This window comes from Pseudomonas sp. McL0111 (assembly GCF_052567255.1).
Map to the genome: position 1 here is coordinate 4,592,096 of NZ_CP199585.1, position 22,474 is coordinate 4,614,569.

Genomic DNA, 22,474 nt, shown 5'->3' on the forward strand with positions numbered 1-22,474 from the left:
GTTGTTTTTGTCGCAGCAGGTTCAATAAATGAGTCGCCTGGGCTGGCCTCATCGCTAGCAGGCTAGCTCCCACAGGGTTGAGTGAATGCCTCCGTGACCATGTGGGAGTGAGCTTGCTCGCGAATGACAATTTCAAATTCAGCAGAGAGTTCGGAACGGGTCGGCAAACCCTCCATATCCCCTCGGCTCTGCACGGCACGGCTGCCAATCCAGTTCGCCCGCTGCACTGCTTCGGCAAAACTCTGGTGCTCCAGCAACGCACTGATCATCCCGACGGCAAAGCCATCCCCGGCACCAACCGTGTCGACAACCGTCGCCACTGGAACACCGGCAACAAACCCCTGATCCAGATGCGTGCGGTAATAAGCACCCTCCGGCCCAAGTTTGATTGCCACCGCTTCGGCGCCCTGATCCAGATAAAACGCGGCAATGTCCGCCGGGTCTTCAAACCCGGTCAGCAAGCGGCCTTCGCTCAAACCCGGCAGTACCCAATGGGCGAGGGCGGCGAGACGATTGATCTCGCGGATCATTTCGCGCTCATTGGCCCACAGGCTCGGGCGCAGGTTTGGATCGAACGACACGCTGCGCCCGGCGTCGCGCATGCGCGTCATCAATTCGAATGACATTTCCCGCGCCGAGGCCGACAGCGCCGGTGGTATCCCGGTCGCGTGTAAATGACGAGCGTTGAGCAAGGTGTCAGTGATCGACCGTGGCGACAGGCGACTGGCCGCCGAACCACGACGGAAATACTCGACCTGCGGGTCGCTGCCGTCGTCATTGCGCGACTTGAACTGAAACCCGGTCGGATGCGCTGGATCAACTTCCACAGCGCTGCAATCCAGACCTTCGCCAGCCAGGGTTTCAAGCACAAACCGTCCCAGCGAGTCAGCGCCGACCCGGCTCAGCCATTTCACGCTGAAGCCCAGTCGCGACAGACCGATAGCCACATTGCTGTCAGCCCCGGCAATCCGTTTGTGGAACTGCTCGACCGCCGCCAGATCACCGCTTTGTTCGGCGACAAACATCGCCATGGTTTCGCCAAACGACAGAATATCGATCTCAGACATGGACGGTCTCCAGACGGGATTGGCCGAGGCGGGCGAGGACGGCAACGTGTTCCGTGGTCAATGCAACCAGGTCTTCACCCTGTAACGGATATTCGGCAGCGCGCATAACGCCTTGGGCCATATGTCGCAACAGTTGTTCCCACAAATGCAGGTCTGTGGCGGCGGGCGGTACCGCAACCAGTTTGCCGTCAGCGCGCCGGGCTACGGCTTTGCAATGCACATAACCAACGTGACGCCCGAGCAGGCGTGCAGCGCTGGCGGCGGATTGGTCCTGCCACTGCCAGTTACCGATGTCGAAGGTCATTTTGATCGGCAGGTTGTGTTGCTCGACAGCATTGAAGAAGCGCTGGAACGGTTCGATGCGGCCGCCGTGCAAGGTCTGGTCGTTCTCCACCAACAGTTGCACCGGGCTCTGTTTCAAGCGTTGGCCGAGGGCCTGAAGATCGTTGTTGTCGGTGAAGTAACCGAGGGAGACTTTCAGCCACTTTGAGCCGAATTCCTCGGCGTGTTGCAAGGCGTTGATCAGTTCCGGATTGGGCTGAGCGTGCCCGGCGAGCCACAGCTCGGTCGGTGAGGAATAGATGCTTTGCAGCCCCTGATTGCGGGTGCTATCGGCGATTTGCGCCGGGTCTTCGCGGGTCAACAGTTCTTCGCGCCACTCGATGCGATCAGCGCCGGCAGCAGCCAGCACCTCGATAAAAGAACCTTGGCCACGTTGGCGTACAAGCTCGGCACCGTAGCTGGAAAGGCTGATGGAAACGGCAGGTTTATTCATTGTTATCTACCTCTGAAACCGGTTTCATTTTTGTTCAAAAAAATCAGATGTTGCTAAACGTATATACACCGCGAACCCTGTGGGAGCTGGCTTGCCAGCGAAGGCCTCAGATCAGCCACCACCATTTCCTTGAGTAGAACCCCGCTCGACCATCACCGGCACAAAATCCAGCACCCGCGCCTCACTCACATCCCCGCGCAGCCGCTTGAGCAAACACTCAAACGCCCGCGCGCCAATCTCGGCCGTTGGCTGGGCGAGGGCGGTAATCCCGCTGCCCACCAGCGGATACCAATCCAGATCATCCAGGGCAATCAGCCCGACATCCTCGAACAACTCGCAGCCGATTTCGCGCAACGCACGGGTGGCGGCCAACGCGGCCACACCATTGGCGCAGAAAAGTGCCTTGGGTCCGAAATCGGGAGTGTTTAAAAAAGTTTGAAGACCGGCAACAAGTGCATCACCGGTTTCGAGCACGGCTCCACTCAGTTGCGGGCGACTGGCGGTCTGAGCCAGAAAACCATTTACCCGCTCGATCCGCGAACTGGTGCCGTCATGCGGTTCGGTCACCAGCAGCAGATCGCGATAGCCACGCTGTTCAAGGTGAGCCAGCGCCATTTCCACCGCTTGCGAGTTGTTCAGCCCGACCATGTCGCTATCCAGTCCTTCAACCCGGCGATCCACTAATACCAGCGGCATCTCTCGCTGCAACTCATGCAACTCATCGCGGTGATGACCCAGGGTGTTCACGATCAGCCCTTCGATGTTGTAAGAGCGCAGCAGCGCCAGGTGTTGGCGTTCCTGTTCGTCATCGCGGTCAGTGTTGCACACCACCAGGCTGTAGCCGTGGGCACGGCAGGCGGTTTCCACCCCGTGCATCACGGCAATCGAATAAGGGTTGCGGATATCGGCCACCAGCATGCCGATCAGGCGAGTGCGCCCGCGTTTCAGGCCACGGGCCATCTGGTTCGGACGATAGCCCAGTTCGGCAATTGCCAGCTCGATGCGCAACGCAATGGCATCGGAGAGCAGGGCGCGATCATCGCCGATAAAGCGCGAGACGCTGGCCTTGGATACGCCGGCGTGTTCAGCGACGTCGAGCATGGTGACGCGGCTGCGTTGGGCGGCGGAGAAATCGTTCACGTTAAAGTCTTCTTATTATCTGAAACCGGTTTCAGGAAACACCAATGTCTTTGCTTGCGTCAAGTGAAGATGCTTCCACTGTTGAGCAGTATCCTTAGCAAACCCGACAGACGGTAGCAAAACCTGTCAGATCTGACAGTAGGAAACCTCAGGCCAAAAGCGCCTAATTTCCTTGCCCGGATATCAACTGAGATTGCCGGAATCTTACGAATCAAGTGTATTAATCGGTGAGAGCAAATGACCTCGATGCCCACTAGTCAATCCAACGAGGCCCCTATAAGGTTATTGGCCCAGCCCCTTTCAGTTGAGGGCGTCGACGATAATGATCCGCTAGGGCATGTTCCGCACAACTTGTTGATTACTGGAACTCGTATAGTAATTCCGTATTGGGCAGATCCACAGCCCAATGACCTACTTTGGGTAATCAAGCGTCAGAACGGTACAGAACAAAGACTCTATACAGTTACTTATCCGGTGCCTCTAACCGTCCCGTTCTTATATTTTTCCTTGACTCCCCAAGACTTGGCGCTTGACGGTATTGCATTTGTTTACTACACGCTGTGGAAAGGTTCCGGGGGGAATGACGACCCCTCACCGGAAAGACAACTTACCATTGACCACGCACCACCGTTGACGCTGTTGGAACCTTTGTTTCCGCATGCAACTCTTTGGGGATATTGGAATAATAATACCGCTCCGCCCCTGACCAGTGGCGGTACTGTACGAATACGGCCCCTCGCTGACGTTGCTCTGCCCGGAGATACCGCGGCGATTACCTGGCGGGGACATTTTTCCCTTAACGGCAGTGGTCCAGAAGTCGTGGAAGCTTATGGTCGCTGGACAAAAATACTTTCAAGTACGGATATAACAAACGGCTTCAATTATGTGGTGCCATATCAAAATCATATAAGTTTGTTGTTTGATAATCGTTCTGCTGTCGCCGTGTGCGAATTGCTGCGTGGCGGACGGGTTATCGCAGAGTCACAGAAAGGATTAGTGAAAATAGACCAAGTAATACCCGGTGAAAGTGGCCCTTTCGGCCTAGATGCGCAAGGAGAGACGAAAATGACAATTAAGTTTGTATCTAAAAAACAAAGGTCGGCTTCTACTGGTGTTTCAGCTGCTGGGCCTTTTTCAGATATTGCAGTTGATACATTGGCGGATGGTTTTCTCGCGAAATCTGTTTTTGACTCCGGTGTCTTGAATATCAATTTCACTCGTACAGCTGATGAGTTGGATGGGGATAATATTGATGCGAAATATCGTGAAAAAGGAGCCGCGGCATGGATTGATTATCCAGCCACCATTGAGCTTGGTCCGATTAGTGGCCGGCCTGTGGGCATTATCCCGCTGCCCTTGGAAGCAAGTCTGTTTGCTGAAAAAGCCACGTCAATTGGACCTACTGTCTGGGAGTTCATGATTGAGCTTTTCAAAGGCGGTGGTGGTAACTCGGAAGAGTCAAATGTCCTTGAGTTCGTAGCTGATCAACTTGCGCCGGTTAATACCAAAAACCCCTTCAGAAAAATAAAGCCGACGCCCACTCCAGTTTTTGCCAATGGTACCCCGCTTCCGCAGCGGATTATTGATACGAACTGGATCACTGCAAATCCGAATATGAATTTCACGCTGAATGTCGGTTATTTCGGACGTCGTCTTGATGACATCCTGACCGTCTGGTTTAGCTCAGGTACGCAAAAAATTCAGGTCTATAGCGCCACCGTCCCCGCTTCTGGTGCATTCAGTGTTCCTAGCAACGTGTTGCTTGGTTTCGTGAATGGGCGCGTTAATATCAGTTTTCGGTGGGACGACTGGCTGACTAATCTAGGCGAAGAGGCTACGTCTGCACCGATTCTGACCTTGGCTCTCGCACAACCGCCATTGGCCAAGAAAGAACCGCTGGTGCCAGAAACCGATCCGAATTACAGCGAGCCGCTTTATTGGGATAACTTTGATGGCGGGATTGCGGCTATCGTCGAAAACGCATTTATTGAACATGCGCAGACGGGTGATCAAGTTTTTGTGGTGATTACTGATCCCGATGATGTCACTAATTTTGTTGAGACCGCGAAACAACCGTGGACTGACGCCAATTTGACATTTGATCTTACCTTCGCAGCTCTCGATCAGATATTTTCCGATGCCGATGAACCCAAAGACGCAACAGTACACTATGAAATAGAGCGGCCCGGAATCCCGAATGCGGTTTCACCTGCTGCAACTATTGTGCTGGCATTCGATATTGCGGGTAAGAAACCTCCAACCCCACCTGATCTGCTAAACCCGGATCCTCCACTACCCGTGGTGACAGGCGCTTCCAACGTTCAGAACATTATCTCCGCTGATGATCGCAGCAAGCCTGGCGTATTCAAAGTAGATCTTGGTCTGACAGATCCCGACATTACCTCGGAGCACCTGGTCAAATGTTACCTGGTTAGCGCAACTACACCTTTTACGGACTTTAGTCCGCTCGTAGGTGTACAAAAGTTTGAAGTGCCAATTCCGGCGAGCACAATGTCCACGCTGACCCCGCCTAGCGTCGAAGCTCGCTGGACCATTGAGAAAGCAAGTGCGCCGGGCAAAAACGTCAATAAATCACTGCCGCAGACAGTTGAAGTAAAAACAATTCCAATTATCTTGCCTGATCCGACAATCAAGGTTCGGAACGCGGCAGTTCGTGACTACATCGAATGCTACGGGATGACTAGCCCCACCAGTGGCTATGCACTGGGACTGCAGATTAAAAAGGATCCGTTGCTGCCGCCGGGGACTGTTATCACGGTGCATTTTGAAGCTCATAGAAATGCCGCGGGTACAGATTTAATTGCCGGAACAGCAGCCTCGGCGCCTTATACCATTGCAGCGGCGGGAACTGCTGACATCGCTCCAGTGGGCGCGCCGGCAAACTTCAAAGCAGCGCAACCGGTACGAGGTGCACTCGCTTGGGGCAAATACTGGTATACCGCTCAGAGTGGTCTGCAATCATCGACTCCGCTAATTAAACCATTGGATACCATCAATAACAGTTTCGAGTATTGCGATCGGACAGCGGCCCCGACTGCTCTGGCTTAGAAATAATAGTTAGTGTTTTTGGCATCGCAAAAGTTACTTAATCGTCTCTTTTGCGATGTTTTTGCCGATTCCAAAGTGCTCAATTCATGAAGACTACGTTCTGCAAGGATTATTCGCGGTGCATAAACGGACTATTCCTACATAAAACATTCGTTTTTCTCATTAGGCTATCGGACGTTTTTGGGTGGGCGCTTCAACACCAACCAATAACAGCTTTCTGTAATCGTGCCGGTTTGAGGAACAACCCATGCCCACTTCTTCTCTTTTCAAATTTTCGAACACCTTCAAATTGATGATAGCGATGACCTTGGTCGCGGCTCCACAGGCATACAGTCGAACGCTCTTGCCAGGCGAAAGCGAAGTAGTCACCAATCCGCCGGCACCGGAAGCGTGGGTCGTTTCCCAAGGAGGAACACTGACCGTCAACGGCGCGACAGCGCTCACCATAAGTTCTCAAAATGCCAATGTCGTTTTTAACGGTGGCCAGAGCCGACGGATCGATGCCAATACGTCCGTGCTTAATCTTTCCGAAGCCAACATCAACAGCGTGACCGGCAGGGGGGCCATACAACTTATTGATAGCAGTGCCACGATTGACAACACGACTGTTACCAGTGCTAACAGTTTCGGCCTTTTGCTGGGGCGCAACATCGGCACACCTGCATCGTCCAGTGCGACGGTCAAGGGCGGCAGCACCATAACCGGTCTTCCCGGCGGCGTAAGTGCGGTCGGCTTTGCGGTATTGAACGTTGAAAATTCGACAATCACAGGTACAGGCGCGAACAGTTACGGTGTCCAGTTGGGCGGCGCAACGCTATCAGCGACAGGCAGCACCATTTCCGGAAAGCAGGATGGCCTGCAAATCGTCACGGACACTGTCGGTATCAACGCCAGCACTGTGACGCTGAACAATACCCGTGTCACAGGCAGTACCGGTTCAGCCATTGTGCTGGGCTCTTCAGGTGCGGCCGGGACTGTCGCCACTATTGATGTCAGCGGCACCTCCGAACTGGTTGGCGGCAACGGCTTGGTGTTGCAAGCGATCAACCGGTCTACTGCCGACTTGAATGTCAACGGCAGTACCTTGACAGGCGATGTGAGCGCAGAGACCGGCAGTACGGTTGCACTGCTGCTGCAAAACGCTGCAACGCTCAATGGCAATCTGCAAAACGTCACGCAATCCAGGCTCGACTCCGGCAGCACTTTGAACGGTAACGTCCAAGCGGTCGCGGGAACGGCAGCAATCGTCAGCCTGGATAACGGCTCGGCCATCAACGGCAACGTCGAGAATGTAGCGAATCTTTCGCTGAACAATGCCAGCAAACTGACTGGCAACGTCAACAGCGATAGCAATGGCACTGTTGTGCTGGATAACAACTCGATACTCACAGGCCAGATCAACAACACGGGCAACCTGACCATCAATAATGCTGCACGATGGGTCATGACGGGTGACAGCACCGTGAAGCAGCTGGGGATGAGCAACGGTGTCGTGCAAATGGGCACCAAAGAGCAGTTCCAGCAATTGAACATCGGCAATCTTACGGGTAACGGCACTTTTGTGATGGGCACCGACCTAGGGACTGGCAGCACCGACTTCCTGAACGTGACCGGCACCGCCAGTGGTCAGCATCAATTGCTGGTCTCCGCCACTGGTATGACGCCTGTTACTGCGGAGCCTGTGAAAATCGGCAACATTGCTGCTGGCACCGCCGCTTTCACGCTGGGCAACAAGGACACGGTGGATGCTGGTACGTTTGTCTATCGATTGAAGCAGGACGGGCAGGGCTTGTACCTCAACCCGGACAAGGAAACCGTCAGCACCTCCACTAACACCGCGCTCGCGCTCGCGGGCAGTGCGCGCAGTGTGTTGAATGCGGAAATGAACATGCTCAATTCGCAGCTCGGCGACCGTGGTCTCAGTCTCCGACCGGATGCGTCGATGCGGGCAGCCAGTGACAGCGACACCACCAAATTGAGTAACAGTGTCTGGGTTCGCACTTATGGCAACCAATACAACGTCAAAAATGCCTATGGCGACGGCTATACCCAAAATCAGACAGGGATTACCGGTGGTGCCGATACGACAGTGAATATCGGTGGACGAGATGTTGTAGTAGGCGGGTTCGTCGGCACAAGTCGCACAGATATGGACCTGAAGTTCGGCTCCAGCGCGACGGTTGATAGCTTGAATGGCGGGATCTACGGCAGTACGTTCGACCCTGAGAGCGAAGTGTTCGTCAACGCTATGCTGAAGTTCAACCAGTTCGACAACAAGGCCAAGGTCACCATGAGTGACGGCGCGCGGACCAAGGGCAATTACCGAGCCTTGGGCGCCAGCGGTTCGCTGGCCGTGGGGAAACACTTTCGCCTCAAGGGCGACTGGTTTGTCGAACCGCAGGTCGGCCTGTCAACGGGTGTGACCCAAAGCGACAGCTATCGGCTGGACAATGGACTTGAAGTCAAGGCTGACACCATGCGTTCGGTGCAGGGTAACATCGGCGTCCGTGGGGGACGTGTACTGGGCCTCGAAAGCGGTGGTCTGCTGGAGCCAAGTGTGTCGTTGGGGGCCAATCATGAGTTCGTCAAAACCAACAACATCAAGATCAACGATGACAGCTTCAATGATGATCGTGCCAGTAGCTCTGTCGAGTACCGAGCGGGGTTGAAGTGGACTCCGGCCCAGCGAAAATGGCAGGTTGCGGGCGAAGTCGGTGGCGGTACAGGCAATACCGTTACTCAAGATTGGAGCGCCAGCCTGAGAGTCAGCCACTTCTTCTGATCGAATGACATAAAAAAGCCCCGATATATCGGGGCTTCCGCTCTCGGCGAAACGTAGAGCCGAGCGGCGGTGCTAGCGGTTACCAGCATCGTTGCAGATATCAAATTCGCCATTGACTAATACGGGTGTTTCTTCGTCCATGAAACTTGCGACCAGCCTTCCCTTGGCGTGGCCGGTTTGTGGGTGCACTTCGAGCGTGAGGGTACCGTCGATGGCATGAAAAAAACCTCCTTCAAGAGGTCTGTAGCAGCTTACCCAGACATCATCGTTGTCTTTGAGATTGTGCTCGCCACTGCTGACGTGTTCTTTGAGAAACACAGCGATGTGTGACCGTTTTGGGGGAATCGCGTCGTCGATGTCCATACGGCCGACAAGCTCCCAGTACTGAGCAGGTTCACCAGGGATCGACTTGAGTTCGATACCAACCTCGTTGGCATTGAAGGTTCCCCAGGACGCGGATGTTGCCTTGAAAGTCCCTCTGCCTGCGAGTTTCTGAACGCCGTCGCTGATACCGGTCAGATCGAATTGGCCATTGCTCACTTCAATTTGGGTGTCAGCGACCTGGCCTTCAAAATGGAAATTTCCCCACATCCGGGCCTTCGCCCAATCATAGTGAATCCTGAGTTCTCCAGATCGTGACCCATATCCAGACATGCCGCCCGATGTGCTCCTGTCGTAGTTCGCTCGGGCCTCTGTTGGCAGACTCGGCTCCATTTTCAAAGGCAAGATAACTTCCTTTCCATCATTGGCGAGACTTGCAGCAATTCGGGTAAACGACAGATAAGAGTATTCATCATCAGATGGCCCATCCATGCGCGCCTGCAGGTAAAAGTAATTCTTAAGCTTCACGATACTGATGTCACTGTCGGCAGTAAATTTTTCGTCGGAGCCTCGATAGCAGATATCCGCAGTAAGCGTCCGATTGGCATTCTTGATCTTTATGTCGTTCATTTTTCAGTCCCTTCGCCTTGAGTTATTAACCGTGCGCTGCACCGCAATTTCGGCAACCGAAACGAGGTTATTCGCTTGGGGACACGGACGTAACTGTCAGAGTTGACAGGTGGACGAGGGCTTTGAAGGCGTTTAGCGTTTTTAACCAAACAACCCGGCAGCGATGTTTATCGAAAAACCGAGAATCGCGGTATTGAACACAAAACCGATCAGCGACTGCGCCAGCACGATCTTACGCATGTCTCGCGTCCCGACCCCGACGTCCGCAGTCTGTACGGCAACGCCGATGGTGAAGGAAAAGTACAAAAAGTCCCAATAGTTGGGTGTAGTGAGGCCTTCCGCGAAACGTAGCGCGGGCTCCTTGCCGTCCCAGGTGTAAAACAGGCGGGCGTAATGCACGCAGAAAATCACCCCGATCAACAACCAAGAACCGATCACCGTCAATGCGGTGAATCCGTAGTGCAGCAGTTTGTGAGTGGCGTCCAGATCCTTGCTGCCAGCCAGTTCGAAAGTGATGGTGGCGAGACTGGCCAGCGCGGCGATGCACACCACGAACAGCACCAGGCTGGCGTTTTCGTCTTCGATCTCGGCGATGCGTTTGACGTCAGGGGCTTTCGCGCGGACGGTCAGCCAGAACATCAGGATCAGGTAGGTCCAGACGCCGGCGTTCCAGCCAATGAGGATTTTGCTGACGATTGAATCAGCGGGTGCCAGAAGACCGGTGGCAAGACCGAGCAGAAAGGCGGCTGACAGGCGAGGGTGGGTGCGGGCGAGGAAGCGCATGAGGACTCGTTGGGCTAGGGTGTGAGTACACCTTAGCCCAGCGCTGGTGGGTGTGACCACTGAGTTGATTGTTCGAAAAACATTGTGGGAGCTGGCTTGCCAGCGATGACGGCGGCACAGTCAATCTGTCTGGTGACTGATCCACCGCTATCGCTGGCAAGCCAGCTCCCACAGAGACTAGTGGTGTCTGGTGAATCGTTGTACGAGCTTCATCACCACCACAAAGAATACCGGGACGAAGATCACCGCCAGCGTCGCGGTGATCATCCCGCCGATCACCCCGGTGCCGATGGCTTGCTGACTCGCAGAGCTGGCACCGGTGGCAATCGCCAGCGGCACCACACCGAGAATGAATGCCAGCGATGTCATCACGATTGGCCGCAGGCGCAGGCGTGCCGCTTGCAGCGTAGCGTCGATCAGGTCGTGACCTTCGTCGTACAAGCTCTTGGCGAACTCGATGATCAGGATCGCGTTTTTCGCCGACAGACCGATGATCGTGATCAGACCAACCTTGAAAAACACATCATTCGGCATTCCTCTGAAGGTCACTGCCAGCACCGCACCGAGCACGCCCAGTGGCACCACGAGCAATACCGATGTCGGAATCGACCAACTCTCGTACAACGCTGCCAGACACAGGAACACGATCAGCAGCGATAAACCGAGCAGAATTGGCGCCTGACTGCCGGACAAACGCTCCTGTAACGACAGACCGGTCCATTCCTGGCCCAGGCCTTTCGGTCCTTGTGCAACCAGACGTTCGATTTCGGCCATGGCCTCGCCGGAACTGTGCCCCGGCGTTGGTTCACCGGAAATCGAAATTGCCGGATATCCGTTGTAGCGGGTCAGCTGCGCCGGGCCTTGTGTCCATTTGGCCTGGACGAACGCTGACAACGGCACCATGTTGCCGGCGCTGTTGCGTACGTGCATTTTCAACAGGTCGTCGACCTGGCTGCGATGGTCACCCTCGGCTTGCACCACGACGCGCTGCATCCGCCCCTGATTGGGGAAGTCGTTGATGTACGCCGAACCGACGGCGGTGGACAGCACGTTGCCGATGTCGGCGAACGAGACGCCCAAGGCGTTGGCTTGTTTACGATCCACTTCCAGTTGCACCTGCGGCGCTTCGGCGAGAGCGCTTTCGCGCACATTCATCAGGATCGGGCTCTTTTCGGCCGCGGCGAGCAATTCAGTGCGCGCCTGCATTAGTGTGGCATGCCCCAGACCACCGCGATCCTGCAAGCGGAACTCGAAACCACTGGATGTGCCAAGACCGTCTACTGGCGGTGGCAATACGGAGAACGCCATGGCGTCCTTGATCTGACTCAGGGCGATGTTGGCGCGATCAGCAATCGATGTTGCGGAATCGTCGCTGCTGCGTTGCGACCAGTCTTTAAGCGTGGTGAAGGCCAACGCCGCGTTCTGCCCGCTACCGGAAAAGCTGAAACCCAGAATCACTACGCTGTCGCTGACACCGGGTTCGCCGGCGTTGTGCGTTTCGATCTGTTCCGCCACCTGCACCGTACGATTCTTGGTCGCGCCCGGTGGCAACTGAATATCGGTGATGGTGTAACCCTGATCCTCAACCGGCAGGAACGAGGAGGGCAGACGTGCAAAGCACAGCCCCAGACCAATCAACAATACGACGTAGATCAGCAGATAACGCCCGGTACGTTTCAACGCGTAACCGACCCAGCCCTGATAGCGCTCGGTGAGTTGTTCGAAACGACGGTTGAACCAGCCGAAGAACCCGCTTTTCTCGTGATGCTCACCCTTGGCTATCGGCTTGAGCAAAGTGGCGCACAACGCCGGCGTCAGGGTCAGCGCGAGGAACGCCGAGAACAGGATCGAAGTCGCCATCGACAGCGAGAACTGTCGATAAATCACGCCGACGGAACCCTGCATGAATGCCATCGGAATGAATACCGCCACCAGCACTAGCGTAATGCCGATGATAGCTCCGGTGATCTGGCCCATGGCTTTACGCGTCGCTTCCTTGGGCGACAAGCCCTCGGTAGCCATGATCCGCTCGACGTTCTCCACTACGACGATGGCGTCATCCACCAGAATACCGATGGCCAGCACCATGCCGAACATGGTCAGTACGTTGATCGAGAATCCCAGTGCCAGCATGGTGGCGAAGGTGCCCATCAGTGCCACCGGCACCACCAGCGTTGGAATCAGCGTGTAACGGATGTTCTGCAGGAACAGGAACATCACCGCGAACACCAGCAGCATCGCTTCGCCGAGGGTGTACACCACTTTAGTGATCGAGACTTTTACGAATGGCGACGTGTCGTACGGAATCTTGTATTCCACACCGGCCGGGAAGTAGCGCGACAGCTCATCCATTTTGGCCCGGATCAGCGTCGCGGTTGCCAGAGCGTTGGCGCCTGGTGACAGCTGCACTCCGACCGCGGTGGACGGCTTGCCATTCAGACGCGTACCAAACTGGTATTCCTGACTGCCGATCTCGACTCGCGCCACATCGCCAATGCGAACAGTGGAACCGTCGGGATTGGCCTTGAGCACGATGTCGGCGAACTCTTGCGGAGTCGACAGTTGGCCTTTGACCAGAATCGTCGCAGTGATTTCCTGCGTAGACGGCGACGGCAGATCACCGATGCTGCCAGCGGAAACCTGAGCGTTCTGCGCGACGATGGCGGCGTTGACGTCAGCCGGCGTCAGGTTGAAGCCGATCAGCTTTTGCGGGTCGATCCAGATGCGCATCGCGCGTTCGGCGCCATACAACTGGGCCTTGCCGACACCGTCCAGACGCTTGATTTCGTTCATCACGTTGCGCGCCAGATAGTCGCTGAGCGCTACGTCATCGAGTTTGCCGTCACTGGAGGTCAGGGTGATCAGCAGCAGGAAACCCGAGGAAACCTTCTCGACCTGCAAACCTTGCTGGTTCACCGCTTGCGGCAGACGTGACTCGACCACTTTCAAGCGGTTCTGCACATCGACCTGAGCCATTTCCGGGTTGGTGCCCGGCTGGAAAGTCGCCTTGATGGTGGCGCTGCCCAAACTGCTCTGGGATTCGAAGTACAGCAGGTGATCGGCGCCGTTGAGTTCTTCCTCGATCAGGCTGACCACGCTTTCATCGACGGTTTGCGCCGATGCGCCAGGGTATACGGCATAGATTTCGATCTGCGGCGGTGCCACGTCGGGGTACTGCGCCACCGGCAATTGCGGAATGGCCAGCGCACCGGCCAACAAGATGAACAGTGCGACTACCCAGGCAAACACCGGGCGGTCGATAAAGAACTGCGGCATATAAAAGCGTCCTGCTTACTGACCAGAGGTCTGGGCAAGTGGAAGAGGGGTGTCGTCGATCTGCACTTTTTCGCCGGGACGGGCATGTTGCACGCCTTCGATGACAACGCGGTCGCCGGGCTTGAGGCCGCCGGTGACGATCCAGCGGTCGTTCTGCACCACGCCCAATTGCACCGGTTGCAGGGCAACGCGCATCTGATCGTCAACCGTCAGGACTTGTGCAATACCAGCGCTATCCCGTGAGATCGCACGTTGCGGCACGGTGATGCCATGCTGAATGACCGCTTGCTCCAGACGTACCCGGATGAAACTGCCGGGCAGCAAATCGAGATCCGGGTTGGGGAATTCGCTACGCAGGATTATCTGACCGGTGCCTGGATCGACGGTGATGTCAGTGAACAGCAACTTGCCCGGCAGCGGATAAAGGCTGCCGTCGTCCTGAATCAATGTTGCCTTGATCTGATCCTGACCGACTTGCTGCAACTGCCCGGAACGGAACGCCCGGCGCAATTCGTTGAGTTCGCGGGTCGACTGGGTCAGATCAGCGTGAATCGGGTTCAGTTGCTGGATCAGCGCCAGTGGCGTGGTCTCGTTCTGCCCGACCAGTGCGCCTTCAGTCACCAATGCGCGACCGATACGCCCGGAAATCGGTGCGGTGACGGTTGCATAGCCGAGGCTCAGCTTCGCTCGCTCGACGGCAGCCTTGTTGGCAGCAACGTCGGCCGCTGTTTGCAAGGCGTTGGCGCGGGCGTTGTCGTAGTCCTGAGCGCTGATGGCCTTGTCGTCGATCAACTGGGCGTAACGCTGCTCCTGCAATTTCGCCTGAAATGCATTGGCCTCGGCTTTGCGCAACGCGGCATCGGCGCTGTCGAGGTCGGCCTTGAACGGGGCAGGGTCGATGCGAAACAGCACGTCACCCTTTTTCACGTCGCTGCCTTCACGGAATTTGCGCTCCAGCACCACGCCGGCAACCCGAGCGCGGACTTCGGCGATCCGTGGTGCGGCAATCCGCCCACTCAGCTCGCTGCTGATCGACAACGGGCGAGCTTCGAGCGTCTCGACCCGAACGGTGGCCAGCGGCGCCTGTTCTTCGTCTTTGGACGATGAGTCGCAGGCACTCAGTGTCAGCGCCATGGCGATCAGGCTGAGCCCGGCAAGCAGATTCTTCGACATGTACAACCCCCAGATTTAATGTCCGCATCCTACGGGCAGGTGCGCAGATTAGCGGTGAAGCTTTGTAGGCGCTGTGTGAAATTGTGTAAGGGTTTTACTCAGGGACGGGTGAGGGCGTATATCCTTTACGCCTTGAATTCTTTTGTGACGGTTAGGCCGCCTTCGCGAGCAAGCTCGCTCCCACATGGGTTTTGTGATCGACGCAGAATCATTGTGGGAGCGAGCTTGCTCGCGAAGAGGGTCTGACATCCACCACAGCAATATCTGGAACACCCCAATGCCCAACATCCTCCTGGTCGAAGACGACACCGCCCTCGCCGAACTGATTTCCAGCTACCTTGAACGCAACGGATATTCCGTCAACGTTATCGGCCGTGGTGACCATGTACGTGAGCGGGCGCGGATCAATCCGCCGGATCTGGTGATCCTCGACCTGATGCTGCCGGGCCTCGACGGTTTGCAAGTCTGCCGTTTACTGCGCGCCGACTCGGCAACGCTGCCGATCCTGATGCTGACCGCCCGCGACGACAGCCACGATCAGGTGCTGGGCCTGGAAATGGGTGCCGACGATTATGTGACCAAACCGTGCGAGCCACGGGTGTTGCTGGCTCGGGTGCGCACTTTGTTGCGTCGCAGCAGCCTCGGCGAACCGCTGACCGTCAACGACCGCATCGTCATGGGCAATCTGTGCATCGACTTGTCGGAGCGCACCGTGACCTGGCGCGAGCAACCGGTGGAACTGTCCAGCGGCGAATACAACTTGCTGGTGGTTCTGGCCCGGCATGCCGGCGAAGTGCTCAGCCGCGACCAGATTCTGCAACGCCTGCGCGGCATCGAATTCAACGGCACCGACCGCTCGGTTGACGTGGCGATCTCCAAGCTGCGACGCAAGTTCGACGACCACGCGGGCGAGGCGCGCAAGATCAAGACCGTGTGGGGCAAGGGCTATCTGTTCAGCCGTTCCGAGTGGGAATGCTGAGTCGATGTTCAGAATCCTGTTTCGCCTCTATCTGGTAACGATTGTCTCGTACAGCGCGGCGATCTATCTGGTGCCGGACTTGGTGGTGATGGCGTTCAGGGAACGGTTTGTCACCTACAACCTCGACTATTCGCGAGGCTTGCAATCGCTGATCACCCGCCAGTTTCACGCGGTGTCGAAAGAGCAATGGCCAGCGCTGGCAGCGTCGATGGACAAGGACTTCCAGCCGCTGCACATCGTCCTCGGGCGCATCGATGACGCCGAGTTCACCGACTTCGAACGTGGTCGTCTGCAAGAAGGCGAGAACGTGGTGCGCATCGGTGACTGGGGTTGGCGTACGCTGGCGGTGACACCACTGGATGACGTTTCCGTCGTGCAAATGGTGGTGCCACCGGACCCGATGGACGTCAATTTGTTGTACTGGAGCATTAACGTGCTGATCGGGGCGACCATGCTCGCCTGCCTGTTGCTGTGGCTGCGTCCGCACTGGCGTGATCTGGAACGGCTCAAAGGCGCAGCCGAACGGTTCGGTAAAGGCCATTTGAGCGAACGCACGAAAATCGCTCCTAGCTCGAACATCGGCAGTCTGGCCAATGTCTTCGACACCATGGCGGGCGACATCGAAAACCTGCTCAATCAGCAGCGCGACTTGCTCAACGCCGTGTCCCACGAATTGCGCACGCCGCTGACCCGGCTGGATTTCGGCCTGGCATTGGCGCTGTCCGATGACTTGCCGGCAGCCAGCCGAGAGCGCCTGCAAGGGTTGGTCGCGCACATTCGTGAACTGGATGAGTTGGTGCTGGAGCTGCTGTCGTACAGCCGATTGCAGAATCCGGCGCAATTGCCCGAGCAGGTCGAGGTGTCGCTGGATGAGTTCATCGACAGCATTCTCGGTAGTGTCGATGAAGAGCTGGAATCGCCGGAAATCGTTATCGACGTGTTGTTGCATGGTCAACTCGAACGCTTTTCGCTTGATCCGCGTTTGACTGCCCGGGCTATTCAGAACCTGCTGCGCAATGCCATGCGCTACTGCGAAAAGCGCATTCAGATCGGTGTGCAGGTCAGCGCCGATGGTTGCGGGATCTGGGTTGATGACGATGGCATCGGCATACCGGATGACGAGCGGGAGCGCATTTTCGAGCCGTTTTATCGACTGGATCGCAGTCGGGATCGGGCCACGGGTGGGTTTGGTTTGGGATTGGCGATCAGCCGCCGCGCCCTGGAAGCTCAGGGTGGAACGCTGACGGTCGAGGCCTCACCGCTGGGCGGCGCCCGATTCAGACTGTGGTTGCCAACCCCAAGTTGATTGAACAGCGCATTCCAACTGTAGGAGTGAGCCTGCTCGCGATAGCATCGGGTCAGTCTAAATAACTAGCGAATGACACAACGCTATCGCGAGCAGGCTCACTCCTACAGGGAGATCTCGGTTAGATGAGTTCGGATGATTGAATCAGGCCGACCCCGGCCGTCTGCATCCGTTCTATCGCCACGGCCAGCGAACCATCCAGATCAATCGCCCGACTTGCATCCAGCACCACGAACGCATTGAACCCCGCCGAACGCGCATCGAGCGCAGAAAACATCACGCAAAAATCCAGCGCCAGTCCGACCATGTAAACCGTGTCGATACCGCGTTCTTTCAAATAACCGGCCAGTCCCGTGGTGCTGCTGCGATCAGCCTCCAGAAACGCCGAATAACTGTCGATGTCAGGATTGCAGCCCTTGCGGATAATCAGTTGCGCGTGGGGCAGGTCCAGCCCCGAGTGAAATTCGGCACCCGCTGTGTTTTGCACGCAGTGGTCAGGCCAAAGGGTTTGTTCGCCATATGGCAGTTGAATCACATCGTAAGGCTTGCGCCCCGGGTGACTGGAGGCGAACGATGCGTGGCCCGCCGGGTGCCAGTCCTGAGCAATCACAACCTGTTTGAACTGACCAGCGAGTTGATTGATCAGTGGCACGATCTGCTCGCCCTCAGGCACAGCAAGTTTGCCACCAGGGATAAAGTCGTTCTGTACGTCGATGACCAGCAATGCACTGCGCGACGAAATTCTCATCGGTGGGGTCCTCCCTGGAAAGTCACGTACCCAGCTTAGATCAGCTGAACTCATACCGTTAAACGACTTCTCAACAAGTTCGTCTTGTCTGCCAGTCCCGCCGGCGAGTCATGGCCGATCAGCATCCACGCATGTTCGCGCTCGGTCCAGTACACCACATTCATATCATGCCGGCGCTCATGCGCCAGCGGCTGACTGCCGCTGTTCGAGCGGGTGACGCACAGCGCCAGAGGCCCGTGCCGGGCATCCAGATAAACGATTTGCGCAATCGGCACGCCGTCATATTCAAGTATTTGCGCACGTTTGAATTCGGCGCCGGGCAGTTTCAACGCCGCAACTGAAAGGTTCAGGCCCAGGCGCGCATCGACGGTGTGCAATTGCGCACGTTGCGCCGCTTCATCGGCAGGCAAGTGCTCAAGGGTTTGCGGTACATAGAGGGCCATGTAGTCGCTCACCAGCCCGCGCCAATTGTGCGATTGCTGTGTCTGCCAGCCGAGAAACAAGCGGTCAGCCAACACGCCGCCTGCCACCAGGGTTGCCGCCGCCGCGCCGATAAACCAGCGACGACTGAGGCCCGGACGCTCAGGCGAGGGGATTGCATCGAGGCGTGCTTGCAGGCGATCAAGTGGCGCCTGTTGCGCCAGTTCGTCGTAGGCGTCCTTATAAGGCAGGTTGCTTCGGCTTAGCCATTGCACGCGCAGGCTGAGCAGCGGATCTTCACTGATTGCGCTATCGAGCCGGGCACGTTGCTCGGGATCGATTTCGCGGTCCAGATACGCCACCAGTTGTTCGTCCGAAGGGGTGTTCATGGACGGTCTCCTCCGGTGGCTTTTGGCACCGCTTGCAGCGGCGGGTATTCGGCGAGTTTCAGGCGTGCGGTGGCGAGGCGGCTCATCACGGTGCCGATCGGCACTTGCAGGATCTCGGCGACTTCCCGGTAGGACAAGCCTTCAACGTAAGCCAGATACACGGTTTCACGCTGGGTCTCGGGCAACGCATCAACGCGGCGGATCACCTGCGCGGCCATCACATGCGTCTGCGCGGCGTATTCACCGTCGAACGCCAGCTGACCATCGGCATCGACCTGTCCCGAACCCTGGCGCACGCGGCGGGCGCGCACTTCGTTGAGCCAGATCGAATGCAGAATGCTCAGCAGCCAGCGATCCATGCGCGTACCGGCGACATATTGCCCGGCCCGCTCCAGTGCGCGCACGCACGTCGCCTGCACCAGATCCTCGGCCACATGCCGATTGCGCGACAGCAGCAAGCCGTAGCGCCAAAGTCGCGCCAGATGCTGTCCGAGTTCCGCTCTGAATGCCTGATCGCTGACGATGATGGCCTCCGTTTATTGATGGTCAGGTTTTCGACGAACCGTCGATGGCTTCCGCCAGGTCCTGGTATTCCTCGCACCCAGTGCCGCAAATCGATTTGATCTGCTGCAACTGCTCTTGCGCCAGATCGACGCGACCTTTGATCACATAGGCCTCGCCGAGGTATTCACGGACTTGCGCGTACTGCGGATCGAGTTTCACCGATTGCAGGTAATAGCCGATGCCTTCGTCGGTGCGCCCCAATTTGCGCGTGGCATACCCGCGATAATTGAGTGCCTTGGCGGTGTTCGGTTGTTTCAGGGTGTCGAGCAGAGCCAGAGCCTCATCGTATCGACCGTCCTTGGCCAATCTGTAGGCGTAATCGGTGCGATCTGCATCCGGCACCGCGCTGCTGGTCTGCAACACGCATTTTTGCGATTTGCTGTCCCAGACCTGGCCTTTGGGGCAGTTAGGTTTGGCCGGCTCATCGTCATCGCCATTGGCGAAGGCCAAATGGCTGGACAAGGCAGCCGCCAGCAGCAGCGGGGCGGCGAACATAACGGAACGGATAGTCATGGGCAAGGCTCCAGAGTGAAAGTCGCGTTTCAGTTCAAATCACGTCCCGGTAGCATGCGCCGCAAGGTGTTGTCGCGCAGACCGTAGTGGTGCACCAGCGCCACCAAGGCATGCAACGACGCCAGAATGATGATGGCCCAGGCCACCTGTTCGTGCAGGCCGCCGAACACCGATTTCATGCTTTTATCGAAGCTGATCAGGGTTGGGACATCGAACAGGCCGAAGAAGTTGAAAGGTTCTGCCTGGGCCCAGCGCAACAGGAATCCGAGCACAATCTGGCTCAGCAGCAGCGCATACAGGGCCAGATGTGCGGTTTTCGCCAGAATGTTCAGCGCGCCCTGATTGGCCGCCGGTAAGCGCCGCCCCTTGAGCAACCGCCAAAGCAGCCTGCAAACGACGATTACCGCCAACAGAATCCCGCAAGAGATGTGCAGCGCCTGCAATTCCTTGCGCAGCGGCGTGCCCTTGGGCAGTTGTTCCCAGATTTGTGCACAGGCGAACAGGCCAATCACCAGCAGCGCGGTCAGCCAGTGCAGGCTCATGGTCAGGCGGTCGTAACGGACGGGCAGGTCGGTGGAGTCAGTGGTCATATCGCATCCTCATAGTCGATGTACGGTTAACACGCGACGCTGGAATTTTATTCATTGGTTTGTCAGCGACTGTTCAAGGTAGACACAAAATCTGGCGGTATGCTCGTGGGCGCCCACCGTCGAGTCCCAGGGGAACTGCCATGAAAGATCATGTCCACCATTCTGCCGCCACCGGCTACAAAACCGCCGCCGACACTTACGTCAAAGGCCGGCCGGACTATCCGCCGCAGGTCAGCGAGTGGTTGACCAGGACGCTGGGGCTGGATGGCCACAAGACGGTGATTGATCTGGGGGCCGGGACTGGCAAGTTCACCGGTCGACTGGTCGCGACCGGCGCGCAAGTGATTGCAGTAGAGCCAGTGCCGCAAATGCTGGAGAAGTTGTCCGCCGCGTGGCCCGACGTTTTGGCGGTGAACGGCTCGGCGACGGATCTGCCATTGCCCGACGCATCTGTGGACGTGGTGATCTGCGCCCAGGCGTTCCACTGGTTTGCCAGTGCCGAGGCCTTGACCGAAATCGCCCGGGTACTCAGGCCCGGTGGCAAGTTGGGGCTGATCTGGAATCTGCGTGATACCCAGGTCAGTTGGGTGCCCAAGCTTGATGCCATCGTCAATGCGCTGGAAGGCGATACGCCGCGTTATTACACCGGGGCGTGGCGCGAGGCGTTTCCGCATCAGGCGTTTGGGCCGTTGCAAGTGCAGCGCTTTCATCATGGGCATACCGGCTCGCCGGAGGATGTGCTGTTCAATCGCGTGCGATCCACCAGTTTTATTGCCGCGCTACCGCAGGCACAGCGTGATGGCGTCGATGAGCAGATTCGGGCGTTGGTTGCGGCTGAGCCGGAGTTGCGTGGGCGGCATGTGTTGACGGTGCCTTACGAGACGGCGGCGTTTGTGGCGGTGAAGGGCAGTTAGAACTGCGGTGACTGCATCGCGGGCAAGCCACGCTCCCACAGGATTCGTAGTGATCACAACGTTTTCGTAGAACACGATATCTGTGGGAGCGTGGCTTGCCCGCGATGGGGCCCGATCTGACAAAGTACATTTCAGCCAGTCCCGCATTTGGCCGAACCGCCGTGGCGATGCCTTGTTATAGTTCGGGCCTCATTTTCTGCCCGGTAAAGGATCACTGCCATGACTCAATACACCGCCTTCAGCGTCGAACTGGCGAACAACATCGCCCATGTGCAGATCAACCGCCCGGAAAAGATCAACTCGATGAACGCTGCGTTCTGGAGCGAGATCGTCGAGATTTTCCAGTGGATCGATGACACCGACGAAGTGCGGGTTGTAGTGCTCAGCGGCAACGGCAAACATTTTTCCTCCGGCATCGACCTGATGATGCTCGCCGGCGTCGCCAATGAACTGGGCAAAGACGTCGGCCGCAACGCACGCCTGCTGCGGCGCAAGATTCTCACCCTGCAAGCCTCGTTCAATGCGGTCGACAACTGCCGTAAACCGGTGATTGCGGCCATTCAGGGTTATTGCCTGGGCGGCGCCATCGACCTGATCGCCGCCTGCGACATGCGTTACGCCGCTGAAGACGCGCAATTCTCGATCAAGGAAATCGATATCGGCATGGCTGCCGACGTCGGTACGCTGCAACGGTTGCCGCGAATCATCGGAGACGGCATGCTGCGTGAACTGGCTTACACCGGTCGCAACTTCGGCGCTGAAGAAGCGCGCAGCATGGGTCTGGTCAATCGCGTTTACGCTGACAAGGACGCGCTGCTCGAAGGTGTGATGGACATCGCCCGTGACATCGCCGGCAAGTCGCCGATTGCGGTCACCGGCACCAAGGAAATGATCAGCTACATGCGTGACCATCGTATCGACGACGGTCTTGAGTACGTTGCTACCTGGAACGCCGCCATGCTGCAATCCACCGACTTGCGCGTGGCCATGGCCGCCCATATGAGCAAACAGAAACCCGAATTTCTGGACTGAGAA

The 22,474-nt window shown here is 57.1% G+C and carries 18 protein-coding genes; 6 read left to right on the top strand and 12 right to left on the bottom strand.

Annotated features, from left to right (window positions below):
• Positions 1 to 62: 62 nt before the first annotated feature.
• The 3 genes from ACTWLJ_RS20975 to ACTWLJ_RS20985 form a co-directional block, all read right to left on the bottom strand.
• Positions 63 to 1,067 (bottom strand): sugar kinase, encoded by a 1,005-nt coding sequence (locus ACTWLJ_RS20975; protein ID WP_445178274.1) that lies wholly within the window; start codon positions 1,065 to 1,067, stop codon positions 63 to 65.
• On the bottom strand, positions 1,060 to 1,842 hold the full coding sequence (locus ACTWLJ_RS20980; RefSeq protein ID WP_445178275.1) for a sugar phosphate isomerase/epimerase family protein: 783 nt from the start codon (positions 1,840 to 1,842) through the stop codon (positions 1,060 to 1,062). The genes ACTWLJ_RS20975 and ACTWLJ_RS20980 overlap by 8 nt, the downstream gene beginning before the upstream one ends.
• A gap of 111 nt (positions 1,843 to 1,953) precedes the next feature.
• Positions 1,954 to 2,982, bottom strand: a complete 1,029-nt coding sequence (locus tag ACTWLJ_RS20985; RefSeq protein ID WP_445178276.1) for a LacI family DNA-binding transcriptional regulator — start codon at positions 2,980 to 2,982, stop codon at positions 1,954 to 1,956.
• 237 nt (positions 2,983 to 3,219) lie between these two features.
• Here ACTWLJ_RS20985 and ACTWLJ_RS20990 point away from each other — a divergent pair, with 237 nt between their 5' ends.
• Both ACTWLJ_RS20990 and ACTWLJ_RS20995 read left to right on the top strand, forming a co-directional pair.
• A complete protein-coding gene (locus ACTWLJ_RS20990) occupies positions 3,220 to 6,051 on the top strand; it encodes a hypothetical protein (RefSeq protein WP_445178277.1) in 2,832 nt (943 codons plus the stop codon).
• Between the two features lie 247 nt (positions 6,052 to 6,298).
• Positions 6,299 to 8,833 carry an autotransporter outer membrane beta-barrel domain-containing protein gene (locus ACTWLJ_RS20995; protein WP_445178278.1) on the top strand — a complete coding sequence of 845 codons (2,535 nt, stop codon included), beginning with the start codon at positions 6,299 to 6,301 and terminating at the stop codon, positions 8,831 to 8,833.
• Positions 8,834 to 8,905: 72 nt separating this feature from the next.
• On the opposite strand, the gene ACTWLJ_RS21000 is transcribed toward ACTWLJ_RS20995, so the two are convergent.
• From ACTWLJ_RS21000 to ACTWLJ_RS21015, 4 genes are all read right to left on the bottom strand, one after another.
• A complete protein-coding gene (locus ACTWLJ_RS21000; RefSeq protein ID WP_445178279.1) occupies positions 8,906 to 9,784 on the bottom strand; it encodes a hypothetical protein in 879 nt (292 codons plus the stop codon).
• A gap of 141 nt (positions 9,785 to 9,925) precedes the next feature.
• Positions 9,926 to 10,567, bottom strand: a complete 642-nt coding sequence (locus tag ACTWLJ_RS21005; protein ID WP_445178280.1) for a DUF1345 domain-containing protein — start codon at positions 10,565 to 10,567, stop codon at positions 9,926 to 9,928.
• 177 nt (positions 10,568 to 10,744) lie between these two features.
• Complete coding sequence (locus ACTWLJ_RS21010) at positions 10,745 to 13,843, bottom strand: multidrug efflux RND transporter permease subunit (RefSeq protein WP_445178281.1); 3,099 nt, start codon at positions 13,841 to 13,843, stop codon at positions 10,745 to 10,747.
• A 15-nt stretch (positions 13,844 to 13,858) separates the two neighbouring features.
• The gene (locus ACTWLJ_RS21015) at positions 13,859 to 15,016 is read right to left on the bottom strand and encodes an efflux RND transporter periplasmic adaptor subunit (protein ID WP_445178282.1); all 1,158 of its coding nucleotides are present in this window, start codon (positions 15,014 to 15,016) and stop codon (positions 13,859 to 13,861) included.
• 277 nt (positions 15,017 to 15,293) lie between these two features.
• Here ACTWLJ_RS21015 and ACTWLJ_RS21020 point away from each other — a divergent pair, with 277 nt between their 5' ends.
• On the top strand, positions 15,294 to 15,995 hold the full coding sequence (locus ACTWLJ_RS21020) for a response regulator (RefSeq protein WP_401209683.1): 702 nt from the start codon (positions 15,294 to 15,296) through the stop codon (positions 15,993 to 15,995).
• 4 nt (positions 15,996 to 15,999) lie between these two features.
• Positions 16,000 to 17,301 carry an ATP-binding protein gene (locus ACTWLJ_RS21025; protein WP_445178283.1) on the top strand — a complete coding sequence of 434 codons (1,302 nt, stop codon included), beginning with the start codon at positions 16,000 to 16,002 and terminating at the stop codon, positions 17,299 to 17,301.
• A gap of 121 nt (positions 17,302 to 17,422) precedes the next feature.
• On the opposite strand, the gene pncA is transcribed toward ACTWLJ_RS21025, so the two are convergent.
• The 5 genes from pncA to ACTWLJ_RS21050 are packed head-to-tail and all read right to left on the bottom strand — an operon-like array spanning position 17,423 to position 20,525.
• On the bottom strand, positions 17,423 to 18,049 hold the full coding sequence (pncA, locus tag ACTWLJ_RS21030; RefSeq protein ID WP_445178284.1) for a bifunctional nicotinamidase/pyrazinamidase: 627 nt from the start codon (positions 18,047 to 18,049) through the stop codon (positions 17,423 to 17,425).
• Positions 18,050 to 18,099: 50 nt separating this feature from the next.
• Entirely contained in the window at positions 18,100 to 18,858 is a 759-nt protein-coding gene (locus ACTWLJ_RS21035; RefSeq protein ID WP_445178285.1) for an anti-sigma factor family protein, read from the bottom strand.
• Complete coding sequence (locus tag ACTWLJ_RS21040; RefSeq protein WP_445181393.1) at positions 18,855 to 19,382, bottom strand: RNA polymerase sigma factor; 528 nt, start codon at positions 19,380 to 19,382, stop codon at positions 18,855 to 18,857. The genes ACTWLJ_RS21035 and ACTWLJ_RS21040 overlap by 4 nt, the downstream gene beginning before the upstream one ends.
• Before the next feature lie 22 nt (positions 19,383 to 19,404).
• The gene (locus ACTWLJ_RS21045; protein ID WP_445178286.1) at positions 19,405 to 19,935 is read right to left on the bottom strand and encodes a tetratricopeptide repeat protein; all 531 of its coding nucleotides are present in this window, start codon (positions 19,933 to 19,935) and stop codon (positions 19,405 to 19,407) included.
• Between the two features lie 29 nt (positions 19,936 to 19,964).
• Positions 19,965 to 20,525, bottom strand: coding sequence for a cytochrome b (locus tag ACTWLJ_RS21050; protein WP_445178287.1), 561 nt, complete (start codon positions 20,523 to 20,525; stop codon positions 19,965 to 19,967).
• Positions 20,526 to 20,665: 140 nt separating this feature from the next.
• Between ACTWLJ_RS21050 and ACTWLJ_RS21055 the strand changes: the two genes are divergently transcribed.
• The gene (locus tag ACTWLJ_RS21055) at positions 20,666 to 21,439 is read left to right on the top strand and encodes a class I SAM-dependent methyltransferase (protein WP_401221434.1); all 774 of its coding nucleotides are present in this window, start codon (positions 20,666 to 20,668) and stop codon (positions 21,437 to 21,439) included.
• Positions 21,440 to 21,658: 219 nt separating this feature from the next.
• A complete protein-coding gene (locus ACTWLJ_RS21060) occupies positions 21,659 to 22,471 on the top strand; it encodes a crotonase/enoyl-CoA hydratase family protein (protein WP_445178288.1) in 813 nt (270 codons plus the stop codon).
• Positions 22,472 to 22,474: the final 3 nt, after the last annotated feature.